Here is a 26,709-nt window from a genome sequence, read left to right as displayed (position 1 = left end):
CTCTCCCTTGGGTTCAGCCGTTGAACATCGAGACAACGGGTGGCAGGACGACGAAGACGAGCATCAGCAGGACCGCGAAGGTCACCGGCAGCACCATGCTCGTGCTGGCTTCGTTGGCTTGGGCTTTGGCGTCGGAGAGGATCGCGACGCGCAGCTGGCGGGCTTGGGCCTGGAGGGTGGTGTAGACGGCGGCGCCGTCGCCTGCGAGGGCGAGGGTGTCGGCGGGCCGGGTGAGTTCTGGGATGTCGAGCTCTTCGCCGAGCTGCTTGAGGGCGTCCCAGACGGTGACGCCGGCGAGGTCGGCCTCGTAGAACGCCTGCCGCATCCGCTCGAAGATCCAGCCGTCACCCACGTCTGCGGTGTCGGTCAGGGCCTGGGCGGCGCCGGAGTTGGCGATGCGGGCCAGGGCGACGCGGTCGAGGTAGCTGGCGGCGGCGTGCCGTACGACGAGGCGGGCGGCCGCAGCTTCGTTCTTGACCTCCTGCCCGGGCCACAGCCAGAACAGGGCGCCCAGGCCGAGGCCTGCGGCGGCTGGCATCACGAACGGCAGGCTCACTCCCAGCATGGACAGGAGCGCACCGGCCAGCTGCGGCAGGACCAGTCCGTACAGCGCGAACAGGGCCCGCTTGCCGAGGTGCTCGGCGGGGCTGATCCGCAGGAGGGCGAGGTCCCGGACGGGCAGTGTGATCCGCTCGCCGAAGCCCGCCAGGAGGCGGGTGCCGACCCTCTCGGGCAGGGACCCGGTGCTAGTGGCGGTGATCTTGGGCTGGCGGGCGATGTGGTCGGCGTCGAGCCGGTCCATGACGGAGACGACATCGGGCCGGACCGGCCACAGGGCGCGGATGGCGACGCCGGTGAGGGCTCCGGCGGCCGCGGCGGGCAGGACCGCTTCCATGGGGATCATCGGGCGGCTCCCGTCGCGGCGGCCGGCTCGGCCGGGGTCAGCGGATTGAGGAGGCGGGGGTCCGGCTTGGTGGCGGCGGCCCGGCGCAGCCAGGCCAGTGTCCAGGCGAAGAGCCCGCCGAGGATCGCGAGGGCGAGCTGCCCGGCTGGGGACTGGTACCAGGCGGACCAGGCTTCGTTGAGCATGCAGCCGACGAAGACGATGCAGATCACGATCGAGACGATGCGCGAGGACTTGCGGATCTTGGCGCGGTCGGACTCGATGTCGCGGGCGTCGGCGGCCTGCTGGTGGATCGTCACCGCGAGCGCCTCCAGCGCGGTCGACAGGCCGGGTCCCATGTTCGCCGCGTGCGACTGAAACAGCAGCGCGACATGGTCCACGACACCGTCGCCGAGCTCGTCCGCGAACAAGGCGAAGGCCTGCTTGGAGTCCATGCCGGAGCGCAGCCGCTCATCCAGCGCCCGGACGTTGACGGCGATGGGGGCGGGGGCGTTGCGGGCGCTGGCGCGGATGGTCTGCACGAGGCTGATGCCCGCGGTGTGGATGCCCGCCAGCCCGTTGAGCCACTGACCGATCGCCTCCAGCCGCTCGATCCTCTGCTCGGCGGCCGTGCCTGGGTTGAGGAGGAAAGGGAAGCCCAGGACCGCAGCGCCGGCAAGCACTCCGTGAACGGGCCAGCCGGTCCACGCCCACACCACAAGGATGGTGATCCCGGCGGTGGTGACCAGGGCGCGCCAGCGGCTCTGCCAGGCCTCGGGCAGGCTTGCCTTCGCCGCCTGGATCCGGCTGGCGCGGCGGGAGGCGGGCTTCGCCGGGTCCACGACGCGGCCGCGCCACTCGCGCACGGCGAGCAGGCCGGCGAGGACCATGACGAGGGCGCACAGCGCGGCTACCAGAGCGAGCTGCGAGGAGTTCACCACGCCTCCCGGATCTTGGGTTCGGTCATCAGCTGTGAAGCCATCACACGAGCAGGCCTGCGAGGACCACAGCCGCGCCCTTGACGGTGGGGTCGATGCAGGCGGTTTCGCGGGTCACCGGGGTTTGTGTTCTGCAGGTCGGTCATCGCGGCTGCACCACCTTCAGGGGCGGGCCCCAGGCGCCGTCGGGGTTCTGGGTCAGCCAGCGGCGGTCGAAGCTACCGGTGCGCTCCAGGAGGTCGATGAAGGACGGCATATTGCGGTAGACCGCGCGGGGTTCGATGCCGTGGGGCGCGAAGAGTTCGCTGGTGGTAGGTCGTCCGCCTTCGCCGACGACGTCGTGGACCTCGTAGATGTGAGAGACGAAGCGGTGCTTGCGGCCGCCGATCGCGGTCTCGTCGAGGTAGGTGAGGTAGACGACCACGTCGATCGCGGAGGCGATCAAATGGTTGGCGGCCTCGGTCTGCATGCCGGCCTCGGTGCACAGCTGCACCAGGCGGGAGACGATCGCGTGCGGGCGGCGGACGTGCAGGGTGCACATCGATCCGGAGCCGCCCGCGGACATGGCCTGGAGCATGGGGAGGACCTCGGTGGAGCGGACCTCGCCCACGATCACCCGGTGCACGTTGTAGCGCAGCGCGGTGGGGAACATGTCGCCGATGGTGACTTCACCGGAAGCGCTGCCCCCGCGGACTTCGCCGTTGGACTGGCGGGCCTCGAACGCGAACGTGAGGGGGCCCGGCTTGCCCTCCGGGCCGGGCTCATCCAGGTAGAGCTCGCGGTCGGACTCCAGGGTCGCGATCCGCTCCCCCGGCGGGATCTCCCGCCCCAGGGCGCGCAGCAGGGAGGTCTTGCCCGCGCCCATGTCGCCGACGACCAGGATGTTGAGCTTCGCCTGGACACAGGCCAGGAGGAAGGCCCGCAGCAGCGGGTTGAGCGAGCCCCACTGGACGAGCTCGTCAATCCCGTGCTGGCGGATGCGGTGCTTTCGAATCACCACCGACGGCCGGGTGGTGAGCAGGCTCGCGGTGACGCGGGATCCGTCGGGCATGCGGAAGCCCACATTGGGGGTGGCCTGGGTCAGGGCGCGCTCACCGTGACCGGACAGGCCCGCCATCCGGTTGACCCAGGTGATCAGCTCCTCGTGGGAGTCGGCGACCCGATCGATGGTGCGGCGCGGCCGGTCGTAGTACTCGATGTGCGCGCGGAGGCCGTCGACCATGACGTCTTCGACGCCCTCTTCGTCGAGCAGGCCCTGGAGGCGGCCGCCGCGGAACATCGCGTCGAACACGGCTGCTCCGACAGCGTGTTCTTCGGCCGCGGACAGGGCGGTGTTGCCGTGTGCGTACTTCGAGGCCCACCGCGCGACGGCCTTGGTCACCATGGAGCGGGCCTGGGCCCTGCGGTCGTCTTCCTCGAGGAGGCGGCTTGGATCGTGCGCGGACAGCTCGGCGGACACCTCGGCCTGGAGTGCCTCGATCACATCCCAGCCCACCGGCAGCTGCCCGGGCAGGCCGGCCAGCTTCGGGACGGCGCCCGGACTGACGGCCGTCTCCGGGCGACCAGGAGCCGGCAGAGCGGGTGCCGGTCCAGGTACGGCTGCGGGCTTGGGGACCCGGGCTGTACTGATGCGGCCGGCGAGCAGTCCGGCGATGTCTGCGGGACCGTGCGCTGTCGGGCTGTCGGGGCGCTGCTGGATGTCAGCCACGGGTTTCCACCCGTCCCTGGCCCAGGCGCTGGAGCACTCCGGCGATCTGGTGGGGGGTGGGTGCCGGGAGGGCGGGCGGGTACTGCTGGTGAAGCGCGCGGCGGGAGGCGGCCGCCTGCAGGTGGCCGAGAGCGGTGCGGGCGGAGCTCAACAGCGGGGACTTGTTCAGCTTCCGGGGGGCGCGACCGGTGCCGGCGAGGTAGGCGGCGGTCTCGGGCTCCCAGGGCAGCGCGACCATGACCGGCAGGCCCAGTGCGTCAGAGACCTCGTGGGCGCGGCGGGGGCCGTCCTCGATGAGGAGGACGCCCAGGGCGTTGGCGCCGGTGCCGCGGTCGGTGAGCTCGCTGCGCAGCGGTTCCGTCATGTGCCGGGCCAGGGTGAGGGACTGATCGGTGGCGCGTACGACGAGCAGGACCAGGTCGGCTCCCTGGAGGAGCGGTGCGGGGGTCAGGGTGGGGTGGAGGTGGCCGGCTTCCAGGGCCAGTCGGCCGGCGTCGATGATGACGTCGTATCCGCCCTCGTCCGACAGCACCCGCATCACCTGGGCCAGCGCGGGCCAGGTCCGTGCCAGGGCAGGGGCCTGGGCGGGGTCGGTCAGACCGGGCAACACCTGGCGGTGGCCGGAGGCGTCGAGGCCGACGAGGTGGCTCGCGAAGGCCTGCGCGAGCGCATCCTCACCGGCACGCTCGGCGACAGCGAGGTGGTACAGGCCGGTCCCGGCTGTGATCTGGGCCTGGAAGAAGCCCGCGCGCAGAGTGCCTCCGGCCGGGTCGCACTCGGCGAGCAGCGAGGGCCGCGTGGAGGACAGGGCCATCGCAAGGGCGCTGGTGGTGACACCGCACGACTTCGCGCTCACCAGTGTGGTGACCGTCATGACCCGCTCCGCACGTCGCGAACCAGGGCGATGCGGCCGGACGAGGCCCGGGTGGCCAGCAGCGGTCCGTCCGATGGAGCGACGGCCAAGTTGACGACGACGGCGCCGGAGGCGTCGGGCCGGCTGACGGAGACCACGATTGCCTTGACCGACGTGGGCGGGGCCTCAGCACCGTCCTTGCCGGTGGGCTGCTCGCCCTGGCCGGGGACCGTGACCGCGAGGACCTTGTCGCCGGGGACGAGGGAGCCGGCGGGGGCCTGGCCGCGCTTGACCTGAACACCGACCTGCTGCTTGTCGTCTCCCAGGCCGGTGCCGGGCTGCAGCTGGGAGGCCACCAGCAGGCTGCCCTTGCGCAGGTCGACGGCAGGGCGCTTGCCTACCACCACCGTCCGGTCGGTGGCAGGCATCGGGGCCAGGGCTGAGTCGGCAGAGACCTCCGCGACGACGATGTCCGCGTCCGTCAGGGGCTGCCCGGCGGGGACGTCGTTCGCGATGGCCAGCACCTTCGTGCGGTCGCCGACAGCGGACACCGCGGCGGCCGCGCCGAGGGCGGCAGCGACGGCCAGGACGGTGCTCAGGGCAGCCGCGGCATACCGGCGCTGCTTCTTCACCGGGGCCACGGTGGTGATCGGGAGTTCGGTGCGCAAGCCGGCTGGACGCGGCACCGGCGGGGCGGCGGGGGTTTCCATTCGGGATACTGCCTCTCGGGGAAGTGCAGGCGGTGCGCGTACTAGTTGAGGACCTGGACCTCGGCGACGGTGACGTCCACAGCGCTTTGCCTGGTCTCGGTGAGCTGCCCTGACTGTCCAGTCGTCGCCTGCCAGCCGATCGTCCAGGTCGATGTCGCGTTCACGTGATACGTGCCTATCCCGGTGGTGGAGGAGGGCGCGGTGTAGCGGTGGCCGCAGTCCGGAGAAGGCTGCTTGCCGTACTCGGCCTTGTAGGGCGTGCCGGGAGTCGTGCAGATGACGCTCTTACCGTCGCCCATGTTCCACACGATCCGGCTGACCTGTGCCGTCGCGGTCACGGTGATACCACCGGCTGAAGCCGAGGCGACGTTCGGCCCGTATGTCTCCGGGCCCCGTTCGGTCCACAGGTACACGGGCATGCCGACCACGCCCTTTCCGCCAGGCTTCGGGGTGATGCCGATCTGCGGTCCACGCAGCAGCATTCGGTCCACTGCCTGACGAGCGAGGGTCGCCGGGTCGACAGCGACTGCGGCGGGTGGTGTAGCCGCCCACATGTTCCGCACATTGGTGAACTCAGTGAGGCCGTTGTCGTAGGTGCAGCGCTCCTCGTAGACGGCGCCGTCGTCGGGTTCGTGGCCCTCCCAGTCGAGGCTGCCGGCAATGGGTTGCGGATCGAGCTTCTTGTACGTGCACACCGGCTCGGTGGCCGGTCTCGCTCCTCCGCCTCCGCTTCCTCCGGAGGTTCCGCCCGAAGCCGGCGCGCCGCCGCTGCCGCCGCCGGAACCGGGCACGTCGACTTCCACCTCGCAGAAGAAGGGACCACAGTGGGAACCGCTTTCCCCGTCGGGGCCGTCTGCCTGGGCGGAGGCAACAGAGATCGCTGTCATGCTGAGTGCGAGAAAGGCTGTAGCTGCCGCTCGAGGGGTCAGCACGACTTACCCTGCGGTTCGTCGCGGATGACGCGCCATCCTGCGGGCCACTTCTCGATGGTGGCCTTGATGACGTACCGCACGAGCCTGTTCTTGGGCATGGCGGCCGGCTTCTGGGTGTTCACATCGGTGACGGTCCAACGAGAGATGTCCAGGCAGCTTGAGAGAATGACGTGCGGGACCTTGCGGTCGATGTCGGCACTCGTCGCGGTCGGGTTGTTCACAGTGACGGTGCCGAGGACTACCGCATCCTTTTTCCGCATATCGGCGGCGCCCGTCTCAACCTGCGCCAGAGCTGCTGCAGCCGCGTACTTCTCAATGTTGCCAGCCTTGCCCGCCTTGTCTGCGTAGCGCTTCTCCACTTCCTTCCAGTGCGCAAGGTAGGTGGCGATCGCTTCCGTCTTCGCGGTCTCGACCGGGTCTGCGACGGGCTTAGGTGGGGTCGACGTGACCGACGAGGTGGAGGTCGTGTGCGGCTTCGCTTCCGGAGTCTTCTCAGCGCTGGCGCATCCCCCAAGGAAGAGTGAACCGGCGAGAAGGACGGATCCCGCTGATCGGAGCGGCGCCGTTCGAGGGTGCACGCGTCGCATGTGCGTATGAGTCGTCACGATGTCTCCCGTTGCATATGCAGTCACCTGGCGCCACCTGCGCTGGCCGCTCCTACAGAGCTCGCTGTGAACCGCAGCACCACTTCATTTGCGCGAAGGCCAAGACTAAGCAAGATCACATCAACCACACCGGGTATAACAGCCGTTGAGCCTCAGGGATGCGATGAAATCAGCCAAAATCGACCTGAGTTCAGATATCAATCTGTCAGGTCGTCGAGTCACTGAACCGTCTTCAGCAACGGCCTCCAGGGCGAGACCGATCTAATGACGGTCATACGGTTGGGGTTGCTGCGTGATCATGGAGGATCTGCCATTACTGCAACGCGCCGCGCCGTAATTGACCCGTGCCCGGGCGACGGTCGAGCCGGTTGACGAGGCTGAGCTCTCGCCTGGTCGGCTGGTGCCCCCCAGGGCCGGCGGTCGGTAGGCGCGCTCAGCGGGACGCCTCGCGAAGTAGCGCGACGACCGGCGGGCACGCGCCTTGACCATTTCAACGACGGCGCCTTCGGCATCGAAACCGGTACACCGATCCGCAGCCCCCGCGAGTCCGCGACCCTCAGGGGCTGCACGACCAAGCTCCCGCCCTGAGCCACTCGTTTAGCTGAGAATGCCTCAGTTCAGCACGCTCGCATGCCCCTTCATCCACCAACTGGTCGACGCGCGAGCTCGGCTCCGAGTTCCTTGCCGACATGGCCGCGCCCCAGGAGCAGCTAAGGCGGCTGCCGCTCATCATCGAGCATCCCAACAGCGTCGGATCGATCAAATCAAGCCGTAGCCGGTATGGGCGGTTGGTAGAAGGTGCCGTCCGGTCCGCCACCGGCGCTGTCCCACCGCCCTGTTGTCTGGGCCGAAACGGCGGTACCAGCGGCGCGACTATCTTCCACAGCCCATCGGGGACCAGTTCCCGCGGAAGATCCACAGCCATGGCGGACGATCATGCCGCAAGCGGCACCCGCGGCCCGCGGCCGGGGCAGTGTGGGTATATCACCTGGTCATCGAGCCCCACGACTTCTAGCCTGCTCAAATGACCGAAGATGGACCCGCGGTACGCGTGGGAGAGCCCGGACCGAGACCGGTCCACCTGCTCTTCTCCGAGCCGACAAGACCCTATGGGGAAGACCCCACACTCGACTTCCTCGTGAAAGCTCGCGGGCGGTGGGTGAGCATCGAGACCTTGGTGCGGACGTGGGGCGGCGACGGCCTCGACACCTTCCTCTCCTCACTGGTCGAGGACTTCCGCGGCTGGGAAGGAACACGCGGCTGGCGCTCCCTGGAACGCGACCTGACGATCTCGGCGGAGCACCGCCCGGGCGGCTACGTCCACCTGACGTGGGGAATCCACGACCGGCCTCCGTCCGAGGAGTGGCACTTCGAGACCACCACCGTGCATGCGGCCGGCGAGGAGATGCGAAACCTCGCCGCAGAGTTCCAGATGTTTCTCACAAGCACGGTCGGATAGCTGAGCCACCACGTGAGAAAACCTCTTAGCTACCTCCGCGAGAGCTCATTCTCCGGCGGCTTTCAGTGCCGCCCTACAAGGCTTTTCCATTATTCAGAGTGACCGCTGCACGGAAGCTGTGTTAGAAATCCGTTCTCGTGCACAAGCCAGGTGGGTTCGGGCCGCGGTCAGGCTGTGGCGGGCCGGAGCGCGAAGAAGGTCCACAACGTCTCGCTATCGGATCGGTGACGTCCCGGCGTCCGCGCCCTGACGGCACCCCACGGCACGCGATCGGCGTGGTGGCAGACATCTGCACCTGCGGGGATGGGGTGTAGTGGCGTTAATGGTGATATGGCCCCAGATTTTCGGTCTGGGATGGCCCCACGTTGGTGGCTGAGCGGTGGTAGTTGTGGGGCTGTTGAGGTGGGCTGATGGGCATGATCGAGAATGCTGCGCATGACGATTTGAAGAGCACCGGCAGGGCGGTGGCACTGGGTCAAGGTGGGGACCTGGGACACGGTCAGGGACGGTGATCGCCGAATCGGTGCTGCCTGCGGGACAGCGGTCCGCTCCTACCAGTTCCGTCTCTATCCGCCTGAGTCCTCCATGTTTGAGCGCTGCGTCGGCTTGGCATGGTGCTCCGGGTGCCGGATCTACGCCGGTGCGATGATCCACATTCCGCGAACACGTGTCCTCATCGACGCACTGGGTCCCTGCCTGAGGACGAATCTGTTCGACTGCGCCGCAGCGAAGCGAAGCTGGTCGACTATCTCGAACTGCAAGGTCACCGAAAGCTGTGATCCACATCCAGAGGGTGACCGATCCATCGGTGATACCATCGTCCGGGTCAGCGCCCGCGCTGGGATCGAGATCCGCTTCACCCGTCGTGACTCCCGCCGCAGGCTCGCCACCTCAGTACGGTAGAGGGGTAGGCCGCCCGGGCAGTTGATCACCTTGTCCGCGCCCGGTCCCGCGCTGCCAGTCCGGAGAACGCAGACGCCATGTCAGCCGTCCGTCCGCGGGGCTGCAGGAGCCTGACCAGTCAGGAGCGAATTCGACTGCTCGGTCATCGTCTGAATCTTGCTGATCAATCGCTTTTGCGGCCTAAAGGGACTAAAGGGACCGGCTCAAGCAACTGGCGTTGCGGATCCACGCTGCGATCGAGCGGTCTTGCTACCGACGTGACCGGGCTGGATCGTACGAGGGTCGACTGCTTCCCCGGGCGCTCCTGCCCGGTACAGGCCATCGGGCTCGGCGTCACGGTCATGGGGCAACAGGTAGAAGACACGTCGCTTCTGCAGTCCGCTGTCTGGGTCTGCCTCGGCTGCGTCGCTCAGTTCGGCAAAGCCGATCATGCGCCCGTCGCGGTGGTAGCGCGGCTTGCCTCGTCGGCGTGGGGTTTTGTCCAGGGCTTGGCGGACGTAGTCGAGCTCCTCGGGGTCTTCCAGCCACACCACGTTGTCTTCGTGGGTGAGATCGCTTGCCGTCAGTAGCGAACTCATGGCTTGGGTGCCTCCTCGGTCATGTTGGCCATCAGCGGGCCCGGGTTCCTCCACGCCGCGTTCGGCGCCGATGTCGATATGCGACGGGCACCCGTGGGGCTCGACGACTTGGTGGCTCGGCTCATTTTCCTAGTCCATGGTATGTGTGTCGGTCGCTTCGCGGGAGCATGCGTCCTGGCGTCATGTGAGGCTTACCCGTCTGCTTCGCGTCAGGTCGGCTCTTCGTCGGCCATGAGAGCGAGCCCGGGATAGAACTTCTGCCCGTTCGACCGCAACATTTCGCTCGGTGATGCGACGCCCGCCTCGGCTCTGATGCGGGTAGCGAAAGCGCGGGTTGTAGCCGGGCGCAGACCTTCTCCGTCCTGGCACCAAGCGCTGTAGGCGCGGTAGAGGGCGCCCTGTTCGACTTTGAGGTCGCGGGGTTCCTCGAGGTTGCCGTTGGTGATGCAGCATTCGGCGAGGAAACGTCCGATGTGGTCCTCGGTGGTGGCATAGGCCTGGGTGGCTGTGCGGACGACGCTGGGGCCGGTGAGGGGCGGCTTGGTGGCGAGGTAGGCCTTGGCTCCTTGGATCATCCAGTGGAGGATGCCAGGGCCTTCGTCGTGGACAAGGATTTCCGCGAGGTTGTCGATCTTTCGGTGATCCGGCACGACTCTCTCGAAGGGGATGAGGCGGATGCGGCGCCAGAAGGCGTGACCGCCGGTTCCGACCTCGGGCCGGTGGTTTCCGAGGAGCCACAGCTTGTGCGTGGGTTCGAAGCTGAAGAAGTCCTGGCGCATGCGGCGGGCTTTGAGGCGGTCGCCGCCAGTGAGGAGTTTCACGCGGGCTTCGTCGAACTTGTCGTGGGGCTTGAGCTCACTGCAGACGAAGAGCCGACGTCCGTGGAGTTCGGTCAATTCTGTGGAGTGCTCGTTGAACTTGCCACGTTCCATGAGGAAGCCGGGAGGCGCAACGTCGGCGTAGTCGCCGAGGATCTTGATGACGACGTCGAGAAGGGCGGATTTGCCGTTGGCGCCGACACCGTAGAGGAAGGGGAGAACCTGGCCGCCGACGTCTCCGGTGATCGAGTAGCCGAGGAGGAGATGCAGAAAGTTGATCATCTCCTTGCCCTTGTCGTCGTCGCCGAAGGTCTGGGTGAGGAAGGCGTGGAAGCGCGGTGTGGGCATCGCTTCGGGTGCCAGGTACGTGGCCCTCGAGTGCAGATCTCGGGTGGGGTCAGGTTTGCGGAGCTCGCCGGTGCGCAGATCCACAACGCCGGCAGGGGTACACAAGGCGTACTTGTCGCCGTCGAGCGTGTCGGGGTCAAGGGCGAGTTCGGGCGAGGCCTTCGCTTGGGTGAGCATCGCTTTCACGCCGGAGGTGGACATGGCGCGCTTGCGGTGCTGGGCGAGTTCCCTGTCGGTGAAGACTCCGCGGGGGTCGTGGGTGGGGAGCTCTTCGGCCATGTCGCCCGCGGCCCAGATTGCGGCCTTCTCGCCGCCGGTGCGCTTCCAGCGGTACTCGTCCCATACGTACCAGCCCAGGCCTTCGACGTGGCGGAATCTGTCGTGGTGCAGGTGAGCGAAAAGCTTTGCGTTGCCTCGGTCGCTGAGGCTGTGGAGGAGTCCTGACTGGATGAAGTCTGCGGGATCGGCAGTGGTGGGCCCCGAGCTTTGCTGGGTAGGCAGGCGCCGCGGTGTCTGCGGAGGTTCGGTGACGAACGCGGCAAGCTGTTCAGCCGCCGCCTGGGCGTTGAACCCGGTGCTTCCGGCGCTGCTCATGTGCGTTCCTTGGGGTGGATGGGTCGGGCGCTGCCGGCGCGCATGCCGGTCTCGATGATGAGGGCGTTTCTTCGAGGTTGGTGGGGGCGTGCGTGTGTGGCGGCTTGGAGGAGGAGGTCGCGGCATTCGGCCTCGTCTAGGTGCCCAGCCTGTGCGAGTCCTCCGGCGGTGAAGGCTGCCCGATTGAGTTTTTCGGTGAAGGCCATGCCGGAGGGGCTCGCTACGCAGGCTCGGATTTCTTGCAGGAGCGAGGCGAGTACGCGCTGGCCGTTCTGTGCGGGACGGGGGGTGCGGGGCCGTGGGGAGGGCACCTTGAGGGCTGGAGGCGGCACGGTGGCAAGGCTGTGGCCGGTGCGGGTGAGCTCGGCCATGAGCCATAGGGGCAGTGGTGCTGGCTGCCGTGCTCCGGGCAGGGCCGTGTATGTGCCTGCTTTCGTTCGCGTACTTGGAGCGACGATGTAGCCGTTTGTGGCCCGGATGTCCACCTGCCAGGCGAGGGCAGTCTTGTTGCTGGATCCGCTGGATGAGCGGAAGGCCGGTCCGCTTCGGGGAGCGCGGTACCAGATGTGCATCCCTCCCGAGGGGGTGCGCACTCGGAGGGTAGTGGTGTCCGTACAGGGGTTGGGCCGGTTGCGGTGGGCGGCTAGGAGAGCAAGGGTGTCGAAGCCGCTCTGGAGCCCGGTCAAGTCGACCGCGTCGTGGATGGGGATTCCAGGAAGGAGGCGCGCGCGGGCGGGAAGGGTGGTGGTGTGGGCGTCTACATCGATGACCACAAGTCGTGCTGGGCCGCAGGCGACGCCAATCCCGAAGTCGGGCTGGGCCTTCCACCAGTGCTTGATGGTGTCCAGGTCAGTGGTGGCAGCGTGGAAGCCGTGGCACCAGCCATTTCGCGTGTGGCAGGGGCAGAGGTGTGGCGGATGCTCCGAGCGGCTGCAGTCCGGGCAGTTGGGTGCCGGTCGCTTGTCTCCAGGGATCAAGGGATGCACCGGGTAGCCGTGCTGGGCCATCCACGAGGCGATGTCCAGTGGCGTCCGTCCGGTCGTCGCCGGCGACGGCTGAGGCTCGGAATGAACGGGCACGGGTACTTCCTTGACGGTGTCTCGGGATTGTTCTCGAAACCTAGGGCCTTCAGGGGCAGTGGCAGCCCAGCCACTTGCGAGGGACTGAAGGGACTGAAGATTCACTATGCGGGAGGTTAGCGCAGAGACGTGCGCGACTCACCCATGACGTCGCCGTTCTTGCAAAGTTGAGTCCCTTTGGTCCCTCAGTCCCTGAACTTTCTACCGTTTTGCCCGAAACGTCACCAACGACAGCCACCTGAACGATCGGCGTGTCGCCTGCAGGCCTATTCAGCCCCTGAGCCCTAGCGAGTCCCTGTGCCCCCCTCCCCGTTCCCCCGTCCCCCTGACCCAGGGGCTGAGCTGAGCCGTCAGAGCTTCGGTCCCTGTCGCTTCAGTCACTACAGAAACCCGCTGGTCAGGGGGCTCGGGCGGTACCGGCAGGGACTGAAGGGACTCAGTTCTGCAGTTATGAGCTGAACAGCGTTACAAGCACTGCTTCACGCCCGCGCATACACACACGCACACGAAGGATGGAAGTAGGGAAGTTCGGTCACTTCAGTCCCTCTCCTAGGGGCAACATCGCTCTGAACTGCAGTTTTCTGGAGGGACTCAACGCCCAGGGACTAAAACAGCTGCCAGCCCTCCTCCTGCGAGAGAGCTCATGAGTTGAGAACAGCAGAACAACTCGAGCCGCAGTGGCCTGAGGCCGGCCCAGCTGCCGAAGGAGCACCTGGCCACGAAGTCAGCCCCTGCCCCACTGTCCACGCGCGCGATGCAGCGCCCCTGCAGATGAGTCGCTTCCACCGGATCCCAGGAGAAGGCAGACCCTTTGCCCTCTATCAGTGACTGAAAGGCGACTGGGCCACAGCAGGCATCCCCATGCCCTATGTCGTGTAGCTGTATCGGAACTTGAGTCGCTTCAGTCACTGACAGGCGGTTTCCAAGCAGGTCGACCTGGCCTTTTGCAACGCGACGAAAGGACTCAAGGGTCGGATCTTCAGTCGCTGACTGGGACCAGCTATCCACTTGGAGGGACCGAAGCGACTGAAGCGACTCAAGTTCCGATACAGCTCACGGAACATGCTTGGCTCAGACGAGGTCTGGCCGCGCCGCGAGGCTGCTCCCGCCCTTGAGGAGGTGCACGCGTGGCAGTGGAAGACGATCAACCCGCCAAGTGAAGCGCTCAAAAAAGCCGACCAGAGTTCCCGTTCGTGGCACGCTGCAGAATCGCTGGAAGGCGGCTGGTGCGGAGGCAGAGTCCCTGAAACGCATGGCAGGATTTCTCGGCTCAGGCGGCGATGCCGCCGGGGCGCAGCCAGGCGTCGGAGAGTTCGGCCAGGCCGAGAACCGGTGTGAAGACGGGCTCGAAGGGGCCGTGGGTGCGGAGCTTGTCAAGGGTTGTGACGCCGACCCGAACCGGGGTGGAGGCTAGCGAGGGGTCGCTGGCGGCGAGGCTGCGCAGGTCGGAGATTCGGCGGGCGAGGCGGTCCTCGGAGGCTCCGGTCAGTACGAGCAGGAGCCGGGGGAACGCGGGGTACCGGTAGCGCCAAGCCGGCATGGCGGCTTGGCGCCGGGGCCCTCGAGGACCTTTGGCGGTCTGGGGCTGAGGCGCGTACTCGTGGTAGGCGGCGTAGGCGTGGAGTTTCTGGGCGAGGCGGGCGATGGTCATCTGGGTGCGGTCGACCTCGACGAAGAAGGTCAGCAGGGTCCGCTGCTTGGCCTCGGTGTGGACGTAGCTTAGGACGGCGTCCGGGACGAGACACAGCTCCTCCCCCGGCCGGGCTTCATCGCGGTAGTAGTGAGCGATCTCGGGCGACCAGTCCAGGGGACCGCACTCGTGGCCGAGACGGCGCGCGTGCTCGACGAAGGCCGCTCCAGTCTCGACTACCGCGAGGGTGTGCTCCTGGAGCGGGCCGAGGGCGGCTTCCGGGCTCATCCGGTACGCGCGGGGCTGGAGCAGTCCGACCGCCTCCACCGCTTGAGCGCCCTTTTCCGTCAGCCACCAGAGCAGCTCGGTCTGGCCGGTGCTGCGTCGGCCTACGACCTCGGCGAAGCCGGCATGGCGGAGAGTGTGGAGCTGTCGGCGCAGGTACTCGGTGCGCGTGTGGTGCGGAGTGACGAGCCGGTGGAGCTGTCTCGTTGAGACCAGACGGTGCTGGTAGATGACCTGAGCAGCCTGCTGGGCGACCTGGCCCAGCCCGGCGGGGGCGAACTGCGGATAGGGCATGGGTGCTTCCGTTCTCCTAGTCGATGATGCTGGTGGGGTCACCGGCGCTCGGGCCGCTGGGGCGCCGGCCGGTGTGGTGGGCGAGGACAACGGCGTCGAGCTCTTCCAGGTCGGCGAGGATGTCTCTCAGCGGACGGCGGTTGAGATTGCTGTCGATCGCCTGGTCGAGGGCGGGGACGCCGGCTGGGTTGTCGTAGTGCTGAAAGATCTCGTCCACGGGCAGGCCGCGGACGCGAAAGGGCGTGGTGCGGGCGCCGTTGAGGTTCACGGACATCACGTAGTGGTACTTGGGGAGTTCGGTGATCGTCTCCGGGCTGACGTGTCCGTTCCACCTCTTGGCGACGAAGGCTGCCTCGTCAAAGTCCGCAGCGCAGGTGCTCAGCCAGGACTGGTTCTGCAGGAGGGCCTGGCGGGTGATGGCGGAGAGGCGGAGCACCATCTGGGTCATGCCGATGAAGCGGACCTCGTACTTGCGCAGCTGCTCGGCGATGGCGGCGAGGAAGCCCTTGCTGCTGCTGTCGAGAGCGGTGAGTTCGTCGCCCCAGGCCCAGAAGGTGGCCCGCTTCTCACGTGGGGTGTCCTGCCGGGAGAGTCCGGCGCGGTGAAGGTCATGGATGAGGAGGCAGCTGACGAGGGCGTCGCTCTCGCTTCCGGACGGGCAGACGAACACCACCTTCGAGGTGTCCATCGCGTGCCGGACGTCGTACGCGGAGCGGGGGCTGCCGAAGAAGCCCTGGAGGCTCTGGCTGGTGTCAAGGCGGTCGATGGCGTAGGTGACGGTGGGCACCGCGTGCGGTCCCAGTTTGGGGAAGGTGTTCTCCCAGTACGCGCGGACGCGGTCGGAGAGCTTGGGCAAGAGCCGCTCACGCCATTCCTCGTCGGTGAGCCAGGTGCGCAGCTGGAACAGAGTGCACTGCGCCCGCGGGACGCCGGCCTGGACGGCCTGGAGGTTGAGCAGGGCCAGGGCCTGGGAGGCGCGGGCCAGGATCGTCCGGGCGCGGGGTGCGTTGTCGCCCCAGTCCTGCGCCGCGGCGATGCCTTCGGTGACGGAGCGGACGATGTCCTGGACGTCGGAGAGGGTGCGGCCCTCCATCGACAGCGGGTTCCAGGAGACGACCGGCTGGTCCGGGGCGGCCTTGGCGAGGTTGATCTCCCAGAGCCGGTCGGCGATTTCCGGGTGCGCGAGGTAGGGCTTGGCCCGGGCCCAGCCCTCGCCGTGCGGGTCGAGGAACCAGCAGCCGTAGCCGGAGTGCGCCATCGCGATGCACTGCACGAGGGCCTCTTCGGTCTTGCCGTGGCCGGCCTTGCCAAGCTGGAGGCCGAAGAGGAGGTCCTGCACGCGGGCGGCAGCGATCCGCTCGCGGCCGTCGGGGTAGACGACGGCGCCGAGCGGGATCAGGTCGCGCTGCCCGGTGTAGACGGGGAGGTCGGCCGGGGCCGGCGGGACCAGGCCGCCGGAGCGGACCACGCTGGACGCGGTGCACTTCACCGTCGGCGGCTTGAGCCATCCGGCCAGCTCTGGCACCGTCAGCCACTGCCGACGGACCGGCGCGAACTCCCCGCTCGCGAAGCGGCGCTCGAACCGGCCGATCGACCAGCTGCGGGGCCGGTGGACATTGAGGTAGTTCTCCCCCGAGGTCATCGACAGCGCCGCGATCAGCTGGTGCATCCGCGCCAGGGCCAGCTGCGGATGGGCGGCCTCGGTACGCAGCAGGATTTGCACGGCGAAGACCGCCCCTGCGGCGGGTACGAGCTTGCCGACGCCGTCGCGCAGGTCGGTCTGCCGCGGGATCCGCTCGGAGCGGCTGGAGGCGTCGGCGCCGCCGGACCAGGCGGAGGTCGTCGAGCCCCAGAAGCCGCCTCCGCCCAGGCCGCCGGTCAGGCGCTCGCCGTACGCGGACGGGCCCCGGCGGGCGGCCCGCGCCATCAGGCGGCGCCGGCGTCGGGCCAAGCGCCGTTCACCGACCGGTACCAGGTCGAAGACCGCCTCCGCCTCCTCCCCGTCCTCGGTGCGCACGGAGGACATGGCGGCGGCCAGCTGCTGGAGCGGGTCCGGGCTCAGACCGAGGGAAGCGAGGGCTTTGTAGTCGGGCAGCCCCAGGGCGAGCTCGGCACGCTGCACGTACCGGCGCGCGCTGGGGTGGGCAGCGGACGTCTGCGCCGTCTTGGAGAGGGAGATGACGGCGGTCACGGCGTTCCTCCCGGGCCGTTGAAGCGGACAGGGCGGATGTCGGCCTGGTTGTGCTGGGTGCGGATCTCGACCTCGGCGAAGCCGGGCATGTTCAGAATCGCGGCCGCGGCGGCCGGCCCTTCGATGTAGCAGCGCATCTTTCCCTCCACGGCGGTGTACCGCAGGCGCACTGCGGATCCGCGGGCCGGGACACCGTCGGCGGCGTAGTGCACGCGCCCAAGCTGGCGGGCCCAGCGCCCGACTTCACCTGCACCGGGGTCGAAGGTGGCGGTCGGGATCACCTCGACCTGAACCCGGTCGGCGAGCGCTTCCCGAACGAGTGCCGCGCGCCGGATCGTCCACCACACCCAGACCGCAGCCCCAAGAACGCCGAGGGCGACGAGGTACGGCGTGGCCGCGCTCAAGACGGCCTGGAGCCGGACGGGGAGTTCGTCGACCGGCAGGCCGGGGAGGCTCATGTCGGCCGGGCCGAGGTCGACCGGAACGGGGCGGTGTGGTGCACGGTTCCTCCAGGAGGGTGGGAAGAGGCCTTCCACCTGGACCAAGTAGGAGCTCACGGCCAATCCAGACACCATGCCTGAACGCTTTGCCGTCCCTTGACGATTGAGGAGTCTCCGCCTGCTTTGCTGTCCCGTCTCAGCGAAGCCAGTCGTTGAGACGGGAGCACCAAAGCGGAGCCACTTACCCCTGACCTGCGGCGACTGGATTGGATGAGTCGGGTCGGTGGACGACTGGGTTCGCTGAGACGGGACACCTGAGGAGGTCACTGGAGGCTTGCCATGAACGGCACGCTGTTCAGATGACCTACGACTTCACACGGCACATGGACGAGATCGCCACGTGGTACCACGGTGTCCTCAGCGACCTCTACCCCGCTGGCCCCGACCGGGACGCGAAGAGGCTGCTCCTGGCCCATCACCAGGAGTTCGCCACGCTTGCCGCCAACGACCCGTCCCCCACCATCGGCGCGGCCGCCGTGCAGTGGGCCAGGGCCATTCTGGTCCTGGCCGACGCCGAGCGAGACCTCGGTCGACCGGGATGGCAGCCTGAGTGGACCGAGGTGTACGAGTATTACGTCTCCGGCAATGACCCCGTCGTCGGGCCCTTCGGCCCCGCAGGGCCCGAGTGAACTCCGCCCCCTCTTGGTGAATTGGCGGCAGAACAACGGCCAAGCAGACCGGGTGCGCGGCCGGACCGCGGTCTACCGGAAGACGACGCACCCGATCCTCCCCAAGTCCCCCACCCGGACACCGGGGGCAACTGGTCGTTCCTCCTCACCCTCGCGATGCTCGGCGACTACAAGGAACGCCGATAGGAGTCCAACCAGCTCAGGAGCCGCACCGACGCCGAGCAGGCGTCGCGCAGCGCCCGGCGGACGTAGCCGTCGCCGCCCCGGAGAAGTCTGTCAGTGTGCAGCCCCCGGCCGGGCGAGGACAACCCCGGTCGAGACTGCCACCGCGCCCTTCCGCGCGCCCGTCGGCGCCGATCAGCACCGTCCGCTGTGGGCGGCGGCCCACAGCGCCCCGTCGGCGTCGAGGAGGGCGTCCATGGCCGTCACGAGCGCCGCGAGGCCGTGGACGAAAGCAGGGTCTGGAGTCCGGGGGAGCTCGGCGCGGCCGTGGGGGCCTCCTGGGGGGAAATCTGGCCGGTGCCGGCCCCGGCCAGACGTCTTGTCACTCCTCTTCGTCCTCTGGAGTGTCCTCGAGGGGCGCAGGGCCGTGGAGGTCTTTCGCGTCAACCTCCAGGCCGCTGGAGTCTGTCCAGTCGCGGTGTGCCCGCATGCTTTCGATGAGTTCCTGCCGGTCGGCGGGCGACATCGTCATGGCCTCGAGGAAAGCCAGGACAGTCAGGCCCCATTGCTCCTTGCGGCTCGCGAAGTGCTTGTTCTGGAGGAGCTCGAGGGCGCTGCTCTTCTCCACCGGGACGAGGCGCGGCGGCCAGGTCACCTTTGCTGCGTCCTCCACCGGCACGGGCGTCGTCTCGCGGAGGATGTGGATCAGCTTTCCTTCCGGGTTTCGCGGGACGATGAGTCGGGTGTCCCAGTAGCACGCGCCCAGGTTGAGACGACTTCCGGTGACTACAGGCCCGGCGATCTGCCAGCTGACCGTAGCGACGAAGTAGGTCTCCGCGCCGAGCCGGTATGCCTTCAAGTCGGTCACGTCCGCGAGCTCGACCAGCGAGGCCCTCCCATCCACCCAGCCCTTAGCCAGTTCGACCGTGCCGGCCTGGGTCATGGTCTGGAAGTCTCCCCGGGAAGGAGTAATGCCCCAATACTTGGTGAGCATCCACTGCACGAAGTCGGCGCCCCTCTCCGCCAGCAGCGAGCGCACGTCCGGCTCGTCAGGCCCCTCGACCTCGACCTGAGGGGCGACCAGGTCGAGGACATCGTCGAGGTTCGTCAGGTGCCTGAACCGGTCACCCAGGCCCTCGACGTCAGCGTCCATCGGCGAGGGGTACGCCCCGGTGCCCTTGGTGAAGTCGGTGTGGTTCTCGCTGACGAAGTAGACGGTCTCCTTGGGGTGATTCCGCGCATACTCGACGGCGGTCAGCCAGATCGCTACGTCCCGTGCGCCGACCTTCACGCCCTTGGTGACGTCGCCCTTGCGCCGGGCCGGGTGAAGGACATTGGCCTCGCGGTACATGCCTTCGCGGAGCGCGTTCTCGCTCGTCGGGAGCACTTCCAAGATCTCGCGGTACTTCACACGCCAGAGAGCGCGTACGCCCTCCGGGTCGGCCGCGCCTAGTTCCGGCTCCGTCCTGTAGCTCTTGCGTTGCAGCTGGGCCAGCGCGGAGGCCGCCGCCTCGTGCGCGCTGTTGTACTCGAGAGCCTTCTGGGCCACGAGCTCCTCGACGACCATCCACGGGGCGCCGACCCGCTCCGTCTTGGTCCGCGCGATGGCCCGAAGGAGCTCCGCCTTGCTGTCCTCGAGGCCCATGCCGCGTATGACGCAGCTATCCAGAATGATCAAGTTCTCGCCTTAACTCTCGCGGTACGACCAGCAACGAGTAGCACCCCGAGACGGCACCGTGCACGCAAGTTCCCGGTTCCCACCGGCCGATACGGCAAGGGCCCCCGGGGCAGGCATCCCTCGGGGCCCGCGAGGGCCAATGCAGTTGACGAAGGTGTTCCCCGCCGAGCTGGTCGACGCGGCGATAGCCAAGACCGTGCCGAGCGGCGGCGCCGCCTCCTGCCGGCGAGGCTGGTCGTGTACTTCGTCCTGGCCCTGTGCCTGTTCGCCCGGGAGTCGTACGAGGAGTTGCTGCGGGTGCTGACCAGCGGCATCCCGAGCAACCGGGCCCTCGCGCGGGTGAATCGGTCGTCGTTGTGCCGGGCTCTCAAGGGAGCGCAAGACCCGACATCGCCCTAGATGTCAGCGCCTGCCGTGCGCCCATCAGTCACTGTGGCGGCAATCAGCGCCACAAGGTTGTCGGTCCAGCAATCGGACTCTTTTGTCGCTACCTCAACACCGCATCCGCCGCAGACGAGGTTGGGCCCGTCTTGGCCAGCGAGCCCGCAGCAACCACTGACACGCGGCAGGTCAGGGTGAAGCTCTGTCCCAGGAACGTCATCCGGGTGGAAGATCAGAAGACTGCCGTCGAAGTTGGTCTTGAAGGTCCCCTGAGACATCCGAGGCGGAGCGACCTCGTGGCCCGGCGGCCGCTCGGGACCCCTCACTGGTTCCCCCGACACCACTTCGCTGGTCACGGGCTGCTGGCAGTTGGCACAGCGGAAGATGGTCATGCCGTCATTCTCTCGGGCTGCACGAGGCGCTATGAGGTTGGGACGCAGGACGTCCGAGCGGGAACGGCCGTTTCAGCCGATGACGCGCACGACGAGCAGGATCGGGCCCAGGTTGGCCTGCTTGACGACCTCCACGACGCGGCCTGGTTTCGGCGCGTGCACCACGTATCCGTAGCCGATCGCCATGGCGACGTGTTCGGGGCGGGAGGCGGAGCCGACAGCGAAGAGTAGGTCGCCCGGCTGGATGGCGCTGGTCGGGACCACGTGGCCGTCGTGGATCTGCGTGTATGTGGTGCGATTGATCTCCTTGCCGGCCACTCCGTACGCGCGCTGGGTCAGGGAGGAGCAGTCGCACCTCTCGGACGGGTCGCTGCCGTGGGGGTTTGTGCAGCTGCCACCCCACTGGTACATGGTGCCGAGCTGGCCGAGCGCCCAGCGGATTGCGGTCTTCACCTGCATCGGCGCAGTGGCCGGGATCTGGTAGCCCTCCGGCAGCGAGCCGGGCGGGACCTCCCCGAAGTCCACACTGCCGCCGTGACCCGCGCACCTTCCCGGGCCGAAGCCGCCGCCGAGACCGGGCTGCCCCAGGGTCGAGCCGACGGGGGCCGCGCCGAGGGTTGGGGCGATGGCCTGCTGGAGGGCGGTCGCGAGGGGCTCGTGCTTGGCGTACGCGTCGGGGAAGCCGGACCGCTGGACCTTTTGCGCAGCCACGGTGACAGGCATCTGCTCCCAGTCCTTGAGCTTCACCAGCCTGTCGTAGAACTTCCCGGCGGAGTAGACGGGGTCCATGATTTGCTCGCGGGTCCCCCAGCCTTGCGAGGGCCGCTGCTGGAACAAGCCGAGCGAGTCGCGATCGCCGTGGTCGAGGTTGATCAGGGTGGACTCCTGGAGGGCGGTGGCCAGGGCGACGACCTGGCCGCGGGCCGGAATTCGCTTCTGAATGCCGGTCGCGACGATGATCTTGGCGCTGGGGATCTGTTTCTTGGGCTCGGAGAGGCCGGGCACGTTCGCATCGCCGCTTCCTGCGAGCATCTCCTTGACCTTGCGAGCCGTCTTGGCCGTGTCCGGGTCGAGGCCGGGCTGGCCGCTGGCGGGGCATCTTGCCGCCGCCGCTGCGGCGGCGTCGGCCTCGCTCTGGCCGAGGCCAGCCACGTGGGCTCCGACTGCGGCAAGCAGGACAAGCGCCAGGCCGAGCAGGCCCGTAACGCCAGCCAGCCACCCCTTGAACTTCTTCTTCATGAGCGGCCCTGCCGACGGCGACGGATGTTCAACTCCCTTTCCTCGTTACGGCTGAGGGAGGCGTCGCTGGGACGCTGTGAGGTTGCGGGCTCGGCAGGCGCTGACTGACGGGTCGGCGCTGGCCGCTCCATCGCCTGCGGTGCCTGCGAGTTTGGCTGATCCGGGACTACGTCCCGCGACGGCGGCTGAGTGGGCGGGGTCCATGGGAGGCGGGCCGGCGGCCGAGTGGGCGGCGTCACCACAGGTCGAGCGGGAGGGGTCTCCGGCGGCTGAGTGGGCGGGGTCCATGGGAGGCGGGCCGGCGGCCGAGTGGGCGGCGTCACCACAGGTCGAGCGGGAGGGGTTACCGGCGGCTCAGTAGGCGGGGGCGGCGGGTCGCTGGGCTGCGGCAGTGCCGGGTTCAGGTTGCCCGCGTTGCCGGGCTGGGGCTGGGGCTGGGGCTGGGGCTGGGGCTGGGGCTGGGGCTGGGGCTGCAGGCCTGCGGGCCGGGCGGACTGGGCGGGCCGGCGGCCGCCGTTCTTAACGCCGGACTGGATCCGGTTCATCAGCGCGACGGTGCTGACGCTGGAGCTCGTGGCATAGCCGAGGGCGGCGATCGGATTGCCCGAGGCGATAGAGACACCGACCATCGCGGTGCGGACCGCTCCGCGGGTGACCTTGCGGGCGATCGACTGGTTCTTCGCCACCGGAGTGGAGGACGGGGTGAAGACGGAGCCGTTGGTCCCGCCGATCCGGGCCGAGGACATCTTTGCGCGGAAGTTCGCGGCGGTCTGCTTCGACTTGACCGTGAGGGCCTTGCGCTTCTTGATCGCGCCGATGCACACGATGTCCACGGCGAGGAAGCGCAACGTGAGCTCGTTGCCCCAGTCCTGCCGAACGGGGTCGAGGACGGCCTGGACGATCAGGATGAGGACTGCGAGCCCGATGATGGAGGCGAGGAGCTGTCCCAGGGAGTGCAGGACGGATGCGGCCCAGTCCCACAGGTAGCCGCGGCCGGCGCCTGGCATCAGGCCGGCCACGAGGGCGGGTTCGGCCCGTACGGCGTCCCAGGCGATGCGGCACTGCGCGACGAGGAAGCTGCCGGCGAGACCGGCGATCAGGACGGTGACGATCAGTGCGGCGACGAGCAGGAAGATCGCGCCGCCGACCTTATCCATCGACGCCCGCTTCGCGGCCTGCACATCGCCTTGGACGCAGTCCTTCTCGAACTGCTCCATCGGCGGGTTGCCGAAGTGGTCGACGGCCCACTGCTTGACCAGGGGAAGGGTCCAGTCGGTGATCGTCGCCCCAGAGGGGTCGATCCAGGCCCGGTACTGGTTGAACTTCTTCAACCGGTCCATCTGCTGGTTCATGGCCCGCTCGTAGGCGAGCTGCGTGATCTTGGTGTCGCTGTACTTCCTGGCGCAGGCACCTTCGAAGACCCGGCCGTACTGGAGCAGCATGGCCGGCTTCACGATGAAGGCGTCCGTCAGCGCGTTCGTGAGCGGGCGGGAGAGTGACCGGGAGCTGGCCGAGTCCTCGTCGCCGGGGGCCTTCTCCTTGGGACCGGGGTTGGCGTCGAGGATGATGTCGGCAACCTCGAGAGCCAGACCCCGGGCGGCGGCGATGGCGCCGTCCTGCTCCCCCAGCAGGAGCTGCGGGGGCGAGGACAGCAGCGTGGCGGTGAGCGCGGCGATCAGGAGGGACAGCGCCGCGTCCCCCCACCCCTTGGCCCGGTCTCCGAAGAAGATGCGGACGACGGTGACCAGGGCGCACACGGACAGGAACAGGGACGGCAGGCCCATCTGCAGGATGACCTGGGTGTGCAGGGAGTTGGCGACGGACAGGACCGGTGTCAGGAGGAGCTTGGCGAGGCCGAAGCCGAGGGCCCAGACGATGAGCCAGCAGCAGAAGGCGATGACCCACTTCGTGATCATGAAGGCCAGCTCGGTGATCAGGTTCTGGATGCCCAGGTCCCAGTCGGTCAGGCCGCCGGTGTCCGACTTCACGGTGTAGGCCGAGATCGGCAGGTTCCGCTCGTCGGTGACGTTGAAGACGGCCAGGACGCCGCCTTCATCGGGCAGCAACTCGCGCAGGCGCTCCTCCTCGGCCTTGAGGTAGGCCTCCTGCATGTCCTCCGAGACCCGCTTGTTGAGGTCGGCAATGATCTTCTCGATCTCGGCGAGCTCCTCCTGGGTGGGCGTACGCGTCCCGGGCGGGTTCGGCCCAAGGGGGCTCGTGGGCGTCGGGGTCGCGGACGGGCCCGGCTCGGCGAGCGCCGGCAGCGAGGTGAGCATGGTGAAGGCGGTGGCGGCGAGCGCCGCCGCGAACAGGACGAGGCGCAGGCGGGCGGTGCCGAGCAGACGCAGCCGCTTCCAGGGGGCGCGCGGCGTCCTCATGCCGCCGCCTGCTGGCTGGTCGGGGTGGTGTGGATGACCCGCTCGATCGCATGGTCGAGGGGGATGAGGACCCGCATGAGGCCGATGCGGCCGGCCAGGTCGCGGTAGAGGCACTCCCCCGCGCGGGCCCGGCGCTGGTCGTCGGGCAGGCCGAGTGGCGAGAGGCCGCCGGTCACCAGGTCCAGGAGGTCGGTGTCGGTGGGGTCGACCCCGAGGAATTCGAGGCTGCGCGCGGCCAGCGGGCGGCTGGTCTGCCGGAAGACGAAGCGGTGCGGGATGAGGCCGCGGACGATGGTGCCCTTCTCGCTGTCGGACGGGCCGATGTCGTCGGCGTCGTGCGAACCGACGTACGCGGCGGCGTTGCGCTTGCGGCCGTCGCGCAGCAGCTCCAGGAGCAGCTCCAGGCCTTCGTCGCTGGAGGTGAGCCACCAGCACTCGTCGAAGACGGTGACCGCGAACTCGTCCCGGCTGCGCATCGCGGTCTCGCGGGAGACCGCGGCGATGAGGTACATCAGGGCCCGGCCCAGGACCTTCTCGAATTCCAGACGCTGGATCCGGTGCTCGCTGGCGAGCTCGGACTTCTTCGGCAGGGCGAGTGAGGACACCAGGAAGACCACGCTGTCGGCGCGGTGGGTGTCGACGACCGGCAGGGTGTCGTCGAACACCACTCGCGCCAGGTCTTTCCGGGCGACCGAGGCGAGCTTGCGGGCCAGGCCCTGCGCGGCCGTGTCCCCGGCGCCGCGCGCGGTGAGCTCCTCCATCAGGGCGCGCATCGACGGCTCCGGCCGGGCCAGGACGGTCTGGACGGCCTCCGACAGGGCGACGCCCTCGAGGTCCATCGGCCTTACCCCGAGGAGGAGGGTGAGGAAGGATTCGGTGAAGCGGGCTGCGACCTGCGGGCTGTTCTCCTTGTAGAGGCGCAGCGGGTCGAGGGAGACCTCGGCGGTGTGGTCGATGCGGATCAGCTGGGTGGTGCCGGGGCAGGCCTTCGCGAAGCGGGCCCATTCCTGGTCGGTGGTGCGGTCGACGATGACGGCGCGGCCGCGGCTGCCGGGGCGGCCGAGCTGGTGGCCGCGGGCGAGGACGTTGTAGACGGCGCCTTTCATGCCGACGGATTTGCCTGCGCCGAGCTCGCCGAGCCAGGCCATCGACGCGGACGCGTTTTCGCGGGGTCCGCGGGCGGGGTCGATCAGGACGGGGCGGGCGCCGCCGGAGGCGATCTGGAGGCCGTAGAGGCCGCCGCGTTCGTCGCCGAGCTGGGAGCCGCACCAGGGCATGGCCATCGCGAAGTCGCGCGCGAGGAGGATCTGCGCGTAGCCGGCCATGACGCGGGGGGTGCGGCAGCCGGGGAGCATCGCCTGCCAGAGGCTGGCCTGCTCGCCTGCGGGCCGGGAGAAGGTGTAGTCGGTGGAGCCGAAGTCGGAGGCGAGGGCGGCGGCGCGGTCCATGGCGTCGTCCGGGCTGTTGCCCCACACGGCGAGGGTGACCATGGCGCGGATCTCGACCTCGCGCCGGTTCGCTGTCAGCCTCTCGTGGTACTCCTCGTTGTCGGCCTGGTTCCGGGCGACGGCTGCCGGCGGGCCGGCCGGGTCGCCTTCGTACTCGGCGGCCTGTGCCTTGAGGTGACGGGCGCGCTTGCGGACCTTCGGCTCAGCCTTCGAACCGGGGACGATGACCAGCCGGGCGGTCCAGTCGACGGGGTAGGCCAGGTCGTCGAGCTGCTGGAGGTAGGCAGCCCCGGGCAGCGCGAACGCTTCGGGCATTTCTGAGAGGGCCAGGAGCGCCTGGTAGGAGTCGCCCCACTCGCTGGAGACCTGGAGGAAGCGCCGCGTGAACGGGTTGGCCGGCAGCGCGGGGCCGGCGTTGAAGTCGGCGCCGCCCTCGCCGACGAGGATCTCCCCCAGCGCCGCGACGTTCCGGCCGCGGCCGCGGACCGGGGTCTCGGTGCCGTCAGGGAGGAACGGCTCGACGAGCCCGCGGCGTGCGCTGTGGCCGTAGATCCACAGGATCTCCGCCTCGGACGCCGGCCGCATCGACACTCCGGTAGGCCACTGGGCCCGGATCCGCTGGGCCTGGTCCAGGCGCCGCTGCACCTCCGTGCCGGTGACGGCGGCGGGCATCAGACCGAGCTGCAGGGAGACTTCCGCCTTCGCCGCCCGGAACGCGGACATCACCGCGTCCTTCTGCGACAGCGGGGGCAGTGGGAGCGCGAGCCAGTCGGTGCGGCCGGTCAGCTCCATGGCCTCCAGCTGGTCCAGCACCGCATGCCCGAGACTTGCGTAGCGGGGGGCGCGCGCCAGGTCGATGTCGTCGACCATGGCCCGCACCACCGCGGTCGGGTCGATCTGCGGACACAGTGACAGCAGCATCGGCTCGCCGGTGAGCGCCTTAAACAGGCCCTCCAGAGCCTTGAGGCGACGCTTCTTCACGACGGCCGGGGCGTGGGAGTAGTTGGTCGCGGCAACGCGCCAAACCGCCCAGACAGTGCCGTGGGTGGTGAAGATCAGGTTCTGCTGGACGTGCCGGATCGGCAGGCGCATCG

The 26,709-nt window shown here is 68.6% G+C and carries 20 protein-coding genes; 3 read left to right on the top strand and 17 right to left on the bottom strand.

Translation table 11 applies throughout. From position 1 onward, the window contains the following. Positions 1-13: 13 nt before the first annotated feature. The 7 genes from AMK29_RS31400 to AMK29_RS36270 form a co-directional block, all read right to left on the bottom strand. Complete coding sequence (locus tag AMK29_RS31400; RefSeq protein ID WP_073819426.1) at positions 14-904, bottom strand: type II secretion system F family protein; 891 nt, start codon at positions 902-904, stop codon at positions 14-16. Beyond that, positions 901-1,821, bottom strand: a complete 921-nt coding sequence (locus AMK29_RS31395) for a type II secretion system F family protein (RefSeq protein ID WP_073819424.1) — start codon at positions 1,819-1,821, stop codon at positions 901-903. Before AMK29_RS31395 ends, AMK29_RS31400 begins: the two co-directional genes overlap by 4 nt. Before the next feature lie 142 nt (positions 1,822-1,963). Further along, positions 1,964-3,529 (bottom strand): CpaF family protein, encoded by a 1,566-nt coding sequence (locus AMK29_RS31390; protein ID WP_073819422.1) that lies wholly within the window; start codon positions 3,527-3,529, stop codon positions 1,964-1,966. Continuing rightward, on the bottom strand, positions 3,522-4,403 hold the full coding sequence (locus AMK29_RS31385) for a MinD/ParA family ATP-binding protein (protein WP_073819420.1): 882 nt from the start codon (positions 4,401-4,403) through the stop codon (positions 3,522-3,524). Before AMK29_RS31385 ends, AMK29_RS31390 begins: the two co-directional genes overlap by 8 nt. Continuing rightward, positions 4,400-5,014, bottom strand: coding sequence for an SAF domain-containing protein (locus AMK29_RS31380; protein ID WP_241845770.1), 615 nt, complete (start codon positions 5,012-5,014; stop codon positions 4,400-4,402). Before AMK29_RS31380 ends, AMK29_RS31385 begins: the two co-directional genes overlap by 4 nt. A 119-nt stretch (positions 5,015-5,133) precedes the next feature. Then, the gene (locus tag AMK29_RS37490) at positions 5,134-5,979 is read right to left on the bottom strand and encodes an ATP/GTP-binding protein (protein WP_241845769.1); all 846 of its coding nucleotides are present in this window, start codon (positions 5,977-5,979) and stop codon (positions 5,134-5,136) included. 38 nt (positions 5,980-6,017) lie between these two features. Continuing rightward, positions 6,018-6,656, bottom strand: coding sequence for a hypothetical protein (locus AMK29_RS36270; RefSeq protein WP_143202964.1), 639 nt, complete (start codon positions 6,654-6,656; stop codon positions 6,018-6,020). Between the two features lie 997 nt (positions 6,657-7,653). Between AMK29_RS36270 and AMK29_RS31360 the strand changes: the two genes are divergently transcribed. Then, complete coding sequence (locus tag AMK29_RS31360; RefSeq protein WP_073819412.1) at positions 7,654-8,088, top strand: DUF6228 family protein; 435 nt, start codon at positions 7,654-7,656, stop codon at positions 8,086-8,088. A gap of 1,106 nt (positions 8,089-9,194) precedes the next feature. On the opposite strand, the gene AMK29_RS31355 is transcribed toward AMK29_RS31360, so the two are convergent. The 6 genes from AMK29_RS31355 to AMK29_RS31330 form a co-directional block, all read right to left on the bottom strand. Beyond that, on the bottom strand, positions 9,195-9,569 hold the full coding sequence (locus AMK29_RS31355) for a DUF6009 family protein (RefSeq protein WP_073819409.1): 375 nt from the start codon (positions 9,567-9,569) through the stop codon (positions 9,195-9,197). 209 nt (positions 9,570-9,778) lie between these two features. After that, the gene (locus AMK29_RS31350; RefSeq protein WP_073819407.1) at positions 9,779-11,329 is read right to left on the bottom strand and encodes a DNA primase family protein; all 1,551 of its coding nucleotides are present in this window, start codon (positions 11,327-11,329) and stop codon (positions 9,779-9,781) included. After that, the gene (locus AMK29_RS31345) at positions 11,326-12,336 is read right to left on the bottom strand and encodes a bifunctional DNA primase/polymerase (RefSeq protein ID WP_338012746.1); all 1,011 of its coding nucleotides are present in this window, start codon (positions 12,334-12,336) and stop codon (positions 11,326-11,328) included. Before AMK29_RS31345 ends, AMK29_RS31350 begins: the two co-directional genes overlap by 4 nt. Positions 12,337-13,678: 1,342 nt before the next feature. Next, on the bottom strand, positions 13,679-14,617 hold the full coding sequence (locus AMK29_RS31340; protein WP_073819405.1) for a replication-relaxation family protein: 939 nt from the start codon (positions 14,615-14,617) through the stop codon (positions 13,679-13,681). 16 nt (positions 14,618-14,633) lie between these two features. Beyond that, entirely contained in the window at positions 14,634-16,808 is a 2,175-nt protein-coding gene (locus tag AMK29_RS31335) for an ATP/GTP-binding protein (RefSeq protein ID WP_079197203.1), read from the bottom strand. Beyond that, positions 16,805-17,266 carry a hypothetical protein gene (locus tag AMK29_RS31330; RefSeq protein ID WP_073819584.1) on the bottom strand — a complete coding sequence of 154 codons (462 nt, stop codon included), beginning with the start codon at positions 17,264-17,266 and terminating at the stop codon, positions 16,805-16,807. The genes AMK29_RS31335 and AMK29_RS31330 overlap by 4 nt, the downstream gene beginning before the upstream one ends. 341 nt (positions 17,267-17,607) lie before the next feature. On the opposite strand from AMK29_RS31330, the gene AMK29_RS31325 reads away from it, so the two are divergent. Continuing rightward, positions 17,608-17,937, top strand: coding sequence for a hypothetical protein (locus AMK29_RS31325; RefSeq protein ID WP_073819403.1), 330 nt, complete (start codon positions 17,608-17,610; stop codon positions 17,935-17,937). 544 nt (positions 17,938-18,481) lie between these two features. Here the strand turns inward: AMK29_RS31325 and AMK29_RS31320 are convergent. Then, positions 18,482-19,777, bottom strand: coding sequence for a PIN domain-containing protein (locus AMK29_RS31320; RefSeq protein ID WP_241845768.1), 1,296 nt, complete (start codon positions 19,775-19,777; stop codon positions 18,482-18,484). Between AMK29_RS31320 and AMK29_RS38025 the strand changes: the two genes are divergently transcribed. After that, entirely contained in the window at positions 19,763-20,176 is a 414-nt protein-coding gene (locus AMK29_RS38025; protein ID WP_443334087.1) for a transposase domain-containing protein, read from the top strand. The two genes, AMK29_RS31320 and AMK29_RS38025, sit on opposite strands and share 15 nt — an antisense overlap. Positions 20,177-20,622: 446 nt before the next feature. On the opposite strand, the gene AMK29_RS31310 is transcribed toward AMK29_RS38025, so the two are convergent. From AMK29_RS31310 to AMK29_RS31300, 3 genes are read right to left on the bottom strand one after another with little or no spacing between them, the layout of a single operon-like run. Further along, positions 20,623-21,789 carry a C40 family peptidase gene (locus tag AMK29_RS31310; protein ID WP_073819397.1) on the bottom strand — a complete coding sequence of 389 codons (1,167 nt, stop codon included), beginning with the start codon at positions 21,787-21,789 and terminating at the stop codon, positions 20,623-20,625. Beyond that, on the bottom strand, positions 21,786-24,167 hold the full coding sequence (locus AMK29_RS37725; protein ID WP_073819394.1) for a hypothetical protein: 2,382 nt from the start codon (positions 24,165-24,167) through the stop codon (positions 21,786-21,788). The genes AMK29_RS31310 and AMK29_RS37725 overlap by 4 nt, the downstream gene beginning before the upstream one ends. Beyond that, a complete protein-coding gene (locus AMK29_RS31300) occupies positions 24,164-26,707 on the bottom strand; it encodes an ATP-binding protein (protein ID WP_073819392.1) in 2,544 nt (847 codons plus the stop codon). Before AMK29_RS31300 ends, AMK29_RS37725 begins: the two co-directional genes overlap by 4 nt. Positions 26,708-26,709 lie beyond the last annotated feature (2 nt).

This window comes from Streptomyces sp. CB02261, from assembly GCF_001905665.1.
Lineage (GTDB): Bacteria > Actinomycetota > Actinomycetes > Streptomycetales > Streptomycetaceae > Streptomyces.
Note: the sequence above shows the minus strand (reverse complement) of the source record. Positions and strands in the feature narration are given on the sequence as shown.